We start from the raw sequence: 12,130 nt of genomic DNA, 5'->3' as shown, positions 1-12,130 counted from the left end.
TGGCCATTCCTCTTCCTGGGGCGCGGGGGCGGATCGCGGGGCAGGGGCCCGGCGCCGATCGCCGCCATTTGCGGTTCCGGAGGCCCGCCGCTCGCCTGTGCTGTTTCCTCCGCAGCTCCCCGGCCACGCCAGCGAGCCTATGCGCTAACGTTTGCGCATCCGATGACCGATATAACGACGGTGTCTTTGCCGCTGTCAACGTGGTAATTGTGCATCAGCGCATATTGTTGCGCGGCCTTGGATGATGGTGCAGCGCGCAAGAATGCGCAAACATTTGCGCATCATTTTGCAAAATGCTGCGGGATTGCGCGCCGTGCCATGCTAGAAGGCCAGCATGAAGGACCTGCCGCCCAAGGAGCCTGCCGCCCCCGAGGGCCGCCGCACCACCATTGTCACCCTGTCCCGGCAGATCGGCGTCGCGCCGTCCACCATCTCGCGCGCGCTGAAGGGCGACACCCGCATCTCGGCGGAGACGCGGGCGCGCATCGCCCGGCTGGCGCAGGAATGGGGCTACACGCCGCATGCCTCGGCGCGGACGCTGTCGTCAGGGCGCAGCGGGCTGATCGGCGTGGTGCTGGGCCCGCCCACCAACCCCTTCTACACCGGCCTGCTGCACGAGGCGGTGCGCCAAGCGGCCGCGCGCGGCATGCGGCTGCTGGTGATCCATGCCGGCGCCGGTGCCATCGAGGACATGACGGCGGATGCACTGCTGCAATACCAGGTCGATGGCTGCCTGATCACCTCGGTCGAGCTGCCGTCGCATGTCGGCGCGGTCTGCGCCGCCAATGGCGTGCCGGTGGTGATGGTCAACCGCGTGGCGCGGTTGAATTCCAGCGCGGTGACCTGCGACAACCGCTTCGGCAGCCGCCAGCTGGCCGAGCTGCTGCTGGGGCAGGGGCGGCGGCGCTTCGCGCTGGTCCGCACCTCGACCTCGAGCTCCACCGGGCAGGAGCGCGACCAGGGCTTCTGCGATGCGCTGGCCGATATGGGGGTGGAGCGGCCGCTGCGGCTGGACGGCCGTTCGTCGCATCAAGGGGGCTTCGCGGCGGGGCAGCAGATCGCCGCGCTTCCTGTCGGCGAAAGGCCTGATGCGGTCTTCGCCGTCAGCGACGTCATGGCCATGGGCGTGATCGACGCGCTGCGCATGGCAGGGCTTTCGGCGCCGCGCGACATGGCCGTCGTCGGCTTCGACGGCCTGCCCGAGGCCGCCTGGCCGCACTACGACCTGACCACGGTGGAGCAGCCGCTGCCCGCCATGATCGGCCGCGCGCTGGACCTGCTGCAGGCGCGCATGGCCGATCGCAGCCTGCCGGACGAGACGGTGTCGCTGCGCGGGCGGCTGGTGGTGCGGGGCTCCTCAGGCTAGGCGGGCAGCGCCGTCCGCAGCGCGGCGACGGCGCAGTCCGGGCTGGTCAGCAGCGGTACGGGGCAATCCGGAACCAGGGCCGCAGCGCCCGCCATCGACATCTGTGCCAGCACCACCGCTTCGTAGTTCTGCGCATGGGCGCGGATGGCCTCGGTGATCAGCGCGTCATGCCGGGCCGGGTCGCCGGCGGCCATGGCGGCCTGGGCGCCTTCCACCAGCACCACATCCGCGGCGACCCCGCCCGAGGCCGCCTCGAACATCGCCGCCGACCCCGCCAGGGCGGCGGGGAAGGTGCAGAGGATCACCGTCCGGCGCTGCAGGGCCGCCGCCTGCTCCAGCATCGCCACATCGGCGCCGATCAGCGGCATGGCGAAAAGCTGGCGCAGCGCCGGCAGGTAGGGCGAGAAGACGGTGCAGGTCAGCAACACCGCCTCGGCCTTGATCGCCGCCGCCCGGCCGAGCAGCGCGCCCATCTGCGCCATCGACCGGTCGGTGACGCGACCCTCCGCGGCGATCTCGGCCTGCAGCGCCTCGTCCAGCAGGTTGGTCACCGCCCAGGCGCCGGGCTCCTGGGAAAAGCGCCGCATCATCGGCGTGACGGCGTTCAGCGTGACGCTGATGACAGCGATGCGGCGCATTTTTCTTCCCCCGGTTCAGCGATAGAGCGGCACCATACCGAAGGCCAGCGCCGCGGCAATGAAGATCACGAAGATCGCCAGGCACCAGCCGAAGCAGGCGCGCTGCCATTCGCCCATGTCCAGCTTGGTCATGCTGAGCAGCAGGTAGATGAAGGCGGTCAGCGGGCTCAGCATGTGGAAGGCCTGGCCCAGCAGCGAGGCGAAGCCGACCTCGAAGGGGGTGAAGCCATAGATCTTGCCGGCCTGCACCAGCACCGGCAGCACGCCGTAGAAGAAGGCGTCGTTCGACAGGAAGAAGCCGCCCGGCGCCGAGATCAGCACCACGATCAGCCCCCAGAAGCGGCCCATCGCCTCCGGCACGACGTTGACCAGGCTGCCGGCCAGGGCGTCGGACATGCCGGTGTTGGTGAAGATCCCCATGAAGACGCCGGCGCCGATCACCATGATGACGGTGGCCAGCACCTCGCCGGAATTGGCGTAGAGGCGGTCCTTCTGCTCGGCCAGCGTCTTGTAGTTGATCACCAGCGCCAGCACCGTTCCGACCAGGAAGATGAAGACCGGGTCGAAGGTGCCGCTGATCAGCAGCGCGAGGCTGGCGAAGGTCAGCAGCCCGTTGACCAGCGTGTGCTGCGGCCGCTTCAGCGCATCGGCCTCGCTGCTGGTCTCGGCGAAGATGGCGTCGATATCGGCATCCGACAGATGCTGCACGCCGAGCCGACGGCGCTCCGACAGGCCCAGCGCATAGGCGCCGGCGGTCACGAACAGGCTGGCCAGGATCATCCCCGGCAGCAGGCCGTTCAGCAGCCGCTGCACGTCGATGCCCTCGATGACCGCGATGACGCGCGCCGTCGGCCCGCTCCAGGGCAGCAGGTTGAGGATGGTGTTCTGCAGGATCAGCAGCACGCCCAGATGCATCATCTTCAGGTTGAGCTTGCGATAGACCGGGATCAGCGCCGTGCAGCAGATCAGCGTGGTGGTGGTGCCGTCGCCGCTCATCGAGACGATGGTGGCCAGCACGCTGGTCGCCACCAGCACCTTCAGCGGGTCGCCCTTGGCCAGGTGCACGACGCGCCGCGCCAGCGGGTCGAACAGGCCGACATTCAGCATCAGCGAGAAGAACATGATGGCGAAGAACAGCATGAAGGCGGTGCCCGAGGTCCGGGTCAGCCCCTGCTTGATCCAGGTGCCCAGCACGCTGATCTGGTCCCACAGCGTCACCGCCTCCAGCGGCATCTTCAGCGTCCGCGCGGTGGGCGCCGCATAGAGGCCGAGCATCGCGCCGACCACGGCGAAAAGCACCGGGATCAGCACGATGGCGGTGAAGGGATGCATCTTCTTGGTCAGGATCAGCGCCATGAAGACGATGACCGTCAGCCAGGCCAGCAGGGCAAGCATTCTTTGTTTTCTCTCTCGGACGTTTCGGGATGGGCGCGGCTGGATCAGCCCAGGAATTCGGCGTCCTGCTGCCGGCGGAGGTCCCAGAGCAGCGAGCCCGCGGGCTCCTCCACCATGTCATAGGTGATCAGCGTGCCGGCCGGGATGGCGACGCGCGCGCGGTTGCCGGTCAGCAGATGCGCGCAGGCCGCATTGCCGGGGGCGACCGGGATAGCGGGGACGATCCGCGCCCGCATCTGCTGGCTGTGGTCATTCCCGAACACCTCGCCCTCGGCGATGTCGCGGGCGGCGACCTTCACCAGGTCGTAGCGCGGGCGGTAGTCGTCCGAGCCGGTGTCCAGCCCGAGCAGGCCTGCGACCAGGATGGTGCTGGAGGTCTCGACGCCGCAGAGGTGATAGGGGCGGTAGATAACGGCCGCGCTGTCGTCGTAATTGGCGATCTGGCCCTTGGTGGTCAGCACATGGTTGGAATAGGCGTTGTCGCAGCGCACCACCAGGAAGACGCCGCCGCCCAGCCCGGATTCGTCCGGCGCGCGCAGGCAGGTGGCCAGGTCCAGCGTGTCGAGGTTCTCGAAAATGCCGCCATTCGCCTTGGTGGCATAGGCGACCGGGATCTCGGTGATGCGGAGCGGCGCGTGGACCAGCGTGTCGACCATCGGCGCCAGGCCCGTGTAGTTGGCGGCCACCGCCATCTCGCAGAGGTCATAGGCGCCCGGCTGGGGCAGCCGCGCCATGATCCTTTTCCGGTGCGCGATATATTCCTCGGAACGCCCGGCCGGGATCATCTCCATCCACGGCCGGTCTTCGGGCGCAACCTCGACGACTTCGACAGAGGGAGAATGAATCTTCTTGTCGGTCTTGATGCGGACGGTGCCGGCGGCGCGGTCATAGACATATTCGCCGTCGGTCGCCTTGCCGCCGCTCAGCACCGTCAGGCCGACCGACTTGGCCCATTCATAGAGCTGGATCAGCAGCCCGTGCTGGTCGCCGTCCACGGGGGTGTAGACCACGCCCTTGGCCTGGGCGCGCTTCTTCAGCAGCGGGCCGATGGCGATGTCGCAGTCCTTGGTGATCATCGCCACATGCTTGCCCTGGGCGATGGCGTCCATGGCGTAGCGGGCGCTGGCCTCGGGCGTGCCGGTGCTCTCGCAGACCATGTCGAGCGCGCCGATGCCGGCGATGATGTCGCAATTGTCGGTATAGACCCGGCGGCCGGCGGCGATGGCGGCCTCGGCCTCCTCCAGCGTACGGCATTCGGCCAGGGTCTCGGGGGCGAAGCCGGCCTTCTCATAGGCGCCGCGGGCGGCGGTCAGCGACAGGTCGGCGACCGCCGCCACATTCAGCCGCGGCGTGTGCGGGTCCTGGGTGACGATGGCGGTGCCATAGGCCCCGGCGCCGATCAGCCCGACCGTCACCTGTTCCTTCCTGGCGAAGTTCTTGTAGAGATGGTGGTAGATCATGCCGCCCCTTCTGGCCTCGGATGCGCAGCATCCTTCGGGCCGGTTTCTTGACCGCATGGCGAAGGGGACGCCATTCGACCATGGACGCCTTCCCCTTTGCCGCTGGATTTCTTGCCGAACCCAGGCGTTTTACTGCGGCGCGGGGTCCTGCCGCCGGCGCCGATCGCATCGGTCATAGGGAAACTTCTTGGGACTGTAAAATCGTTGTCTTTCATCGAAAGCCATTCCAAAATGGAATGGTCGAGAAGGGATGCGGATGGACGAGGCCGCCTGGAAGATCATCGTTGAGCTGCGCCGGACGCCGAACGTCACCCGCGCCGCCGACCGGCTGTTCATGAGCCAGCCCAACCTGTCGAAGAAGCTGCAGGGCATCGAGGCGGCGCTCGGCGTGCGGCTGGTGCTGCGCACGCCCAAGGGCATCAGCTTCACCCCCGAAGGCGAATATCTGGCCGACGAGGCCGAGCTGATGCTGGCCCGCCTGGCAGAGATCCGCGGCAACCTGCTGCGGCTGGGCAGCGGCGCCTCGGGCACCTTGCGGCTCGGCATGACCAACGGCTTCGCCCGCCATCTGCTGCCGCCCTGCCTGAAGCGCTTCAAGGAGGAATATCCGGGCGCCGCGCTGGACATCGCGACCGATATCAGCGCCGCCGTGGTCCGCCGGCTCGAGCGCGACGAAATCCATGTCGGCTTCATCCGCGGCGAGGGGGAAGGGGGCTTCGAGCGCGCCCTGATCGGCAGCGAGCAGGCCTGCCTGGTCCACGCCGTGCCGATCGCGCTGGACGACCTGCCGACGACCCCGCAGATCGCCTATCTGAGCGACCCCTTCGCCCGCCGCCTGGTGGAGCGCTGGTGGCACAGCCATTTCCGTGCCCGCCCCCTGATCGGCATGCGGGCCAACCACGGCGACACCTGCCTGGAGATGATCGCCAACGGCCTGGGCTACGGCGTCTTCCTGGCGCCGAACTTCCTGGGTGAGGGGCGGCAGCTCTGGTCGACGCCGCTGCATTTCGCTGACGGCCAGCCGGTTCTGCGCCAGGCCTGGATGATCTGGCGGCGCGAATTCTCCGACATCCCGCTGATCAGGAACTTCCTGGGCCATATGCAGGGGGAGATCGCCGCGGGCCTGCTGTGACGGTTGCGCGGGGCTCCTGCCAGGGCTTCCCCCTCGGCGCTTGACCGCGGCCGAGGGCAATGGTTTCTCCGGTCCTCCGGCTGTCCTGCCCCCCGCGCAGGGCCAGCCGGGACAGGCCGGGACGGGCAGGGTGGCCGCCACCGGCAGCCACAACTGCCCCAAGACCGTTCCCGGAGGACGTCCGCATGCCTGCCTATCGCTCCCGCACCACCACGCATGGCCGCAACATGGCCGGCGCCCGCGGCCTCTGGCGCGCGACGGGCATGAAGGATTCCGACTTCGGCAAGCCGATCATCGCGGTCGCCAATTCCTTCACCCAGTTCGTCCCCGGCCATGTCCATCTGAAGGACCTGGGCCAGCTGGTCGCGCGCGAGATCGAGGCGGCCGGCGGCGTCGCCAAGGAATTCAACACCATCGCGGTGGATGACGGCATCGCCATGGGGCATGGCGGCATGCTCTACAGCCTGCCGTCGCGCGAGCTGATCGCCGATTCCGTCGAATACATGGTCAATGCCCATTGCGCCGACGCGATGGTCTGCATTTCCAACTGCGACAAGATCACGCCCGGCATGCTGATGGCGGCGATGCGGCTGAACATCCCGGTGATCTTCGTCTCCGGCGGCCCGATGGAGGCCGGCAAGGTCGTCCATCGCGGCCAGAAGCGCAGCATCGACCTGATCGACGCCATGGTCGCCGCCGCCGACAGCAGCGTGACCGACGAGGAAGTCCAGGTCATCGAGCGCTCGGCCTGCCCGACCTGCGGCAGCTGCTCGGGCATGTTCACCGCCAATTCGATGAACTGCCTGACCGAGGCGCTGGGCCTGGCGCTGCCCGGCAACGGCACCATCGTCGCGACGCATGCCGACCGCCGCGACCTGTTCCTCGAGGCCGGCCGCACCATCGTCGACCTGGCGCGCCGCTGGTACGAGCAGGACGACGCCAGCGCCCTGCCGCGCAACATCGCCAGCTTCGCCGCCTTCGAGAATGCGATGACGCTGGACATCGCCATGGGCGGCTCGACCAACACCGTGCTGCACCTGCTGGCCGCCTCGGAAGAGGGCAAGGTCGGCTTCACCATGCAGGATATCGACCGCCTGTCGCGCCGCGTCCCCGTGCTGTGCAAGGTCGCGCCCGCTGTCGCCAATGTCCATGTCGAGGACGTCCACCGCGCCGGCGGCATTCTTGGCATTCTGGGCGAGCTGGATCGCGCCGGGCTGCTCGACACCTCCTGCTCCACAGTGCATGCGCCGACCCTATCCGATGCGCTCGACCGCTGGGACCTGAAGCGCGGCGCCGGCAAGACGGCGCAGACCCTGTTCAGCGCGGCCCCCGGCGGCATCCCGACCACCGTGGCCTTCAGCCAGTCGGCGCGATGGGAGGAGCTCGACCTCGACCGCGAGAAGGGCGTCATCCGCAATGCCGAGCACGCCTTCTCCAAGGATGGCGGGCTGGCGGTGCTCTACGGCAACCTGGCGGAAGACGGCTGCATCGTGAAGACGGCGGGCGTCGACGCCTCGATCCTGGTGTTCAACGGCCCGGCGCGGCTGTTCGAAAGCCAGGACGCGGCGGTGGACGGCATCCTGGGCGGCAAGGTCGTCGCCGGCGACGTGGTGCTGATCCGCTACGAAGGCCCCAAGGGCGGCCCGGGCATGCAGGAAATGCTCTATCCGACCAGCTATCTGAAGTCGAAGGGGCTGGGCAAGGCCTGCGCGCTCGTCACCGACGGCCGCTTCTCCGGCGGCTCCTCGGGCCTGTCGATCGGGCATTGCTCGCCCGAGGCGGCCGAGGGCGGCACCATCGGCCTGGTCGAGGAGGGCGACCGGATCGAGATCGACATCCCGAACCGCATCATCCGCCTGGCGGTCGACGACGCGGTGCTGGCCGAGCGCCGCGCCGCCATGGAAGCCCGTGGCGAGGAGGCCTGGGTGCCGATCGGCCGCGAGCGCGTGGTCTCGACGGCGCTGCAGGCCTATGCCGCGCTGACCACCAGCGCGGCGCGCGGCGCGGTGCGCGACGTCAGCCAGCAGCGCCGCAAGCGCTAGGCGGCGGCTTCGGCCGGGGGCACCACCCCCGGCCGGGGATCCAGCGGCACCTTCAGGGACAGGCCGCTGGCCTGCTCGAACAGGGCGGCGGCCTGCAGCGCGATCTCGTCGCGGCGCGGCGGCGCCACCACCTGCAGCCCGACCGGCCGCCCATACTGGTCGAAGCCGCAGGGCACCGCGACCGCCGGGCAGCCGGCGAGGGTGATGGCGGCGTTGATCATCGACCCGGCCATGTAGTTTTCCAGCTTCACGCCGGCGATGGTCTCCGGGTTGCGCAGCATGACGTCGAAGGCCGGCGTCGCGGCGCCGGGCGTGACGAAGACGTCGTAGCGCCCGAACATCGCCGCCATCCGGCGGTAGAAAGCCGCGCGCTGCCGGTCGGCCCAGGCCAGCTGGCTCGGCGTCGCCGCCAACCCCCGCTCGGTGTTCCAGATGATGTCCGGCTTGATCTGGTCGCGATGCGTCGCGAGCTGCGCCTCGCGGTCGACCACGAAGGACTGGCTGCGCAGGATCAGGAAGGCTTCTCCCAGTTCCTCCAGATCCGGCGCGAATTCCTCGACGATGCAGCCCATGTCTTCGAAGTGGCGCATGGCGGCGCGGGTCAGCGCCTGGGTCTCGCGGTCCACCGGCAGCTGGCCGTTGAAGTCGGTGGTGAAGGCGATGCGCTTCGGCTTCTCCGCCCCGGCCGCCGCGACGGCAGCGGCATAGGACCGGGACGGGGCGTCATAGGTCAGCGGGTCCAGCGGGCACCAGCCGGCCAGGGCGTCGAGGAACAGCGCCAGGTCCGGCACGTTGCGCGCCATCGGCCCCTGCACCGACAAGGGCGAGAACAGGTTGTTGGGCGTCCCCCGCGTGACGCGCCCCGGCGAGGGCCGCAGCCCGACCACGCCGCAATAGGTTCCCGGCCGGCGCAGACTGCCGCCATGGTCGGTGCCCTGGGCCAGCCAGGCCTCTCCGGTGGCCACCGAGACGGCGCCGCCGCCCGTCGACCCGCCGCAGGTGAGGGAAGTGTTCCAGGGGTTGCGCGTGCGGCCGAAGACCTCGTTGAAGGTGGAGCCGCCGGCGCCGAATTCCGGCGTGTTCGACTTGCCGATGACGATGCCGCCCTGGGCCTCGATCCGCTGCACCACCGGATGCGACGTTGCCGGCACATGGTCGCGGAAGATCGGCGAGCCATAGGTGGTGCGCACGCCCGCCACGTCGGTCAGGTCCTTGATGCTGACCGGCAGCCCGGCCAGCCAGCCGGCGGTGCCTTGCCGTTCGCGGCCCTCGCCGGCCATCAGGCGGCGGGCATGGTCGCGGGCGCGGTCCAGGCAGAGGGTGGGCAGGGCGTTGACCGCAGGCTCGACCGCGGCGATGCGGGCGGCGGCGGCCTCGACCAGCTCCAGGGGAGAGACCTCGCCGCGCTGCAGGCGGGCGACGGCCTCGGTCGCGGTCAGGCGGATCAGATCGTCATGCATGGCGCCGAGCCTGCCACCGCCAGAAGCCGCTGCCCAGGCCCCATCCTGACTTGCGAGAAGGAACATTATCGCAAGTTGACATCCGTCGCACCGGCCGCCTAGCCTGCCCCGCATGACCGCCGATCCGAAGCCCGAACGCGCCGCCCGCCTCGCCGCGCGCTACCGCGTCGCCGCCGATGCCGAGGCGACGGTGCGCGCCTATACCGCCGATTGGGCCGCCTTCGCGCTGTGGTGCCAGGCGCGCGGCGTCGCGGCGCTGCCGGCGGCGCCGGAGCTTGTGGGCGACTATCTGGCCGAGCTCGGCGAAGGCTATGCGCGCGCCACGCTGCGGCGCAAGGTTGCGGGCATCGCCCGGGCGCATCGCCTGGCCGGGCAGTCGCTCGACACCCGCCACACCGCCATCCGCGAGGTGCTGCGCGGCATCGGCCGCACCCATGGCGATCCGCCGAAACGCGCCCAGGCGCTGACCACGCCCGAGATCCAGCGGCTGGTCGCGGTCTGCGAGGAGGACCTCGCCGGTCTGCGCGACCGTTCTCTCCTGTTGCTCGGCTTCGCCGGCGCGCTGCGGCGCTCGGAGCTCTGCGGCATCTCGGTGGAAAACATCGCCTGGAAGCCGCGCGGGATCGAGCTGCTGATCCCGCGCTCCAAGACCGACCAGGAAGGCGAAGGCCAGCGCATCGGCATTCCGCAGGGGCAGTCGGTGGCCACCTGCCCGGTGCGGGCGCTGAAGGCCTGGCTGCAGGCCGCCGGCATCACGCGCGGCCCGGCCTTCCGGGGCGTGACGCGGCACCAGACCATCCGCGACGGCGCGCTGACCGGCGAGGCGCTGCGGCTGATCCTGCTGAAGCGCGCGCAGCAGGCCGGGATCCGCGCGACGCTGCTGGAGCCGCTGTCGCCGCATGGGCTGCGTGCCGGCTTCATCACCACCGCCTATCGCGCCGGCGTCCCCGACGAGGAAATCATGGGCCATAGCCGGCATCGCAGCCTGACCACGATGCGCAGCTATGTCCGCCGCTCGCGCCTGGGATCGGCCAGCCCGGCGGGGAAAGTGGGTCTCTAGCGCAGCCCCAGCCGCGCCATCTTCTTGATCAGCCCGGGGCGCGAGATGCCGAGGCGCCGCGCCGCCTCCGACTGGTTGCCGCCCGTCTCCGCCAGAGCCTGGCGCAGCATGCGGCTTTCCAGCGCGGCGATGGCGGCGTCGAGCTGGCCCGGGCCCGCCCCGGCGGGCGGCGCCTCCTGCTCTTCCTCGGCCTCGCCGGCGGCGAAGCGCAGCAGGGCGGCATCCACCCCCTCGCCTTCGGTGGCCAGGGCGCCGGCGGTCTCGACCACGGCGCGCAGCTCGCGGACATTGCCGGGCCAGTCGCGCGCCGCCAGCCAGGACAGCGCATCCGGCGTCAGCCGCGCCCCCGGCGCCACCCTTTGCAGGAACACCGCGGCCAGCAGGGAAATATCGTCGGCGCGCTCGGCCAGGGCCGGCGTGCGCATGACGAAGCCCTTCAGCCGGAAGAACAGATCCTCGCGGAAGGTGCCGGCGGCGACCATGGCTTCCAGGTCGCGATGCGTGGCGGCGACGATGCGCACCTCGGCGCGCCGCATCTCGCGGCCGCCAACAGGAAGAAAACTGCCGTCGGCCAGGAAGCGCAGCAGCTTCACCTGCATGGGGGGCGGCATCTCGCCGACCTCGTCGAGGAACAGCGTGCCGCGATGCGCCGCCTCCACCAGGCCGGGCCGGTCGCGATGCGCGCCGGTGAAGGCGCCCTTGATATGGCCGAAGAGCTCGCTTTCCAGCAGCTCGCCCGGCAGGGCGCCGCAATGCACGGCGATGAAGGGTCCGGCGCGGCGGTCGCTGACCTGGTGCAGGGCGCGGGCCACCAGCTCCTTGCCGGTGCCGGTCGGGCCCAGCACGATCAGCGGCAGCGAGGTGGCGCCCAGCCTGCGGATCCGCTCGCGCAGCCGGGCCATGACGGGGCTGCGACCGACCAGGCCCAGATCCTCGGCCCCGCCGCCGGCGCGCAATTCCGCCACCTCCCGCCGCAGACGGGCGACGCGCAGGGCGCGCGCCACGGCGAAAGACAGCAGCTCCGGCTCCACGGGCTTGCCCAGGAAGTCCCAGGCGCCGCGCTCGACGGCGCGCAGCGCGAGGTCATGCTCGGCATGGGCGGTCATGACGATCACCGGCACCGAAGCGAAGCCGGGGATCAGGTCGAGCCCGGCCTCCGGCACCAGCCGCGGCGGCATCACGAGGTCGAGCAGCACCACCTCCGGCGCCGTCTCGGCGAAGCGGGCGGCAGCCTGCTCCGGGTCGTGGGCCACGACGACGCGATGGCCGGCGCGTTCCAGCCAGGCGGCGGCCAGGCGGCAGAAGGCGGGCTCGTCATCGACCAGCAGCAGGCGTCCGGGCTGGTCGGTCATGGCGAGGCCTCCGCGGGCGGCAGGGTCAGGACGAAGCGGCTGCCGCCGCCAGGGCAGTCTTCCAGGGCGACGCCGCCGCCATGCGCCTGCATCGCCTTGGCGGTGATGGCCAGGCCCAGCCCGGTGCCGCCCGGCGTGCCGGACGACATGCGCGAAGACATCTTCCGCCCCTTCATCTCGCGCACGCCGGGCGGCACCGGGCTGGGCCTGGCCATCACCGCCAAG

Annotated in this window: 10 protein-coding genes; 4 read left to right on the top strand and 6 right to left on the bottom strand. The window is 70.3% G+C overall.

All coding sequences use genetic code 11. The features are described from left to right. Window positions 1–334 precede the first annotated feature (334 nt). A complete protein-coding gene (locus BKE38_RS24595; RefSeq protein ID WP_076959861.1) occupies window positions 335–1,366 on the top strand; it encodes a LacI family DNA-binding transcriptional regulator in 1,032 nt (343 codons plus the stop codon). Here BKE38_RS24595 and BKE38_RS24590 read toward each other — a convergent pair. Genes BKE38_RS24590 through BKE38_RS24580 form a run of 3 tightly spaced genes read right to left on the bottom strand, consistent with a single transcriptional unit; the run spans window position 1,363 to window position 4,859 of the window. Then, window positions 1,363–2,004, bottom strand: coding sequence for an aspartate/glutamate racemase family protein (locus BKE38_RS24590; RefSeq protein WP_076959860.1), 642 nt, complete (start codon window positions 2,002–2,004; stop codon window positions 1,363–1,365). The genes BKE38_RS24595 and BKE38_RS24590 overlap by 4 nt on opposite strands. Before the next feature lie 15 nt (window positions 2,005–2,019). Beyond that, complete coding sequence (locus BKE38_RS24585; protein ID WP_076959859.1) at window positions 2,020–3,399, bottom strand: CitMHS family transporter; 1,380 nt, start codon at window positions 3,397–3,399, stop codon at window positions 2,020–2,022. A 44-nt stretch (window positions 3,400–3,443) separates the two neighbouring features. Next, window positions 3,444–4,859 carry an SAF domain-containing protein gene (locus BKE38_RS24580; protein WP_076959858.1) on the bottom strand — a complete coding sequence of 472 codons (1,416 nt, stop codon included), beginning with the start codon at window positions 4,857–4,859 and terminating at the stop codon, window positions 3,444–3,446. 256 nt (window positions 4,860–5,115) lie between these two features. Between BKE38_RS24580 and BKE38_RS24575 the strand changes: the two genes are divergently transcribed. Beyond that, a complete protein-coding gene (locus BKE38_RS24575; protein WP_076959857.1) occupies window positions 5,116–5,991 on the top strand; it encodes a LysR family transcriptional regulator in 876 nt (291 codons plus the stop codon). Window positions 5,992–6,176: 185 nt separating this feature from the next. Beyond that, window positions 6,177–8,033: a dihydroxy-acid dehydratase gene (gene ilvD / locus BKE38_RS24570; RefSeq protein ID WP_076959856.1), complete on the top strand. Its 1,857-nt coding sequence runs from the start codon at window positions 6,177–6,179 to the stop codon at window positions 8,031–8,033. On the opposite strand, the gene BKE38_RS24565 is transcribed toward ilvD, so the two are convergent. Next, window positions 8,030–9,493, bottom strand: a complete 1,464-nt coding sequence (locus BKE38_RS24565) for an amidase (protein ID WP_076959855.1) — start codon at window positions 9,491–9,493, stop codon at window positions 8,030–8,032. The two genes, ilvD and BKE38_RS24565, sit on opposite strands and share 4 nt — an antisense overlap. A 112-nt stretch (window positions 9,494–9,605) precedes the next feature. Between BKE38_RS24565 and BKE38_RS24560 the strand changes: the two genes are divergently transcribed. After that, window positions 9,606–10,553: a tyrosine-type recombinase/integrase gene (locus BKE38_RS24560; protein WP_076959854.1), complete on the top strand. Its 948-nt coding sequence runs from the start codon at window positions 9,606–9,608 to the stop codon at window positions 10,551–10,553. On the opposite strand, the gene BKE38_RS24555 is transcribed toward BKE38_RS24560, so the two are convergent. Next, window positions 10,550–11,905 carry a sigma-54-dependent transcriptional regulator gene (locus tag BKE38_RS24555; RefSeq protein ID WP_076959853.1) on the bottom strand — a complete coding sequence of 452 codons (1,356 nt, stop codon included), beginning with the start codon at window positions 11,903–11,905 and terminating at the stop codon, window positions 10,550–10,552. The genes BKE38_RS24560 and BKE38_RS24555 overlap by 4 nt on opposite strands. Continuing rightward, the coding region (locus BKE38_RS33705; protein ID WP_131829715.1) for an ATP-binding protein at window positions 11,902–12,130 on the bottom strand (229 nt) is incomplete at its 5' end. The genes BKE38_RS33705 and BKE38_RS24555, both read right to left, overlap by 4 nt.

Origin of the sequence: Teichococcus deserti, assembly GCF_001982615.1 — a bacterium.
In the GTDB taxonomy this organism is placed as follows: Bacteria; Pseudomonadota; Alphaproteobacteria; order Acetobacterales; family Acetobacteraceae; genus Pseudoroseomonas; species Pseudoroseomonas deserti.
The sequence above is the reverse complement of the archived record's forward strand: the minus strand, read 5'-3'. Positions and strand labels throughout refer to the sequence as shown.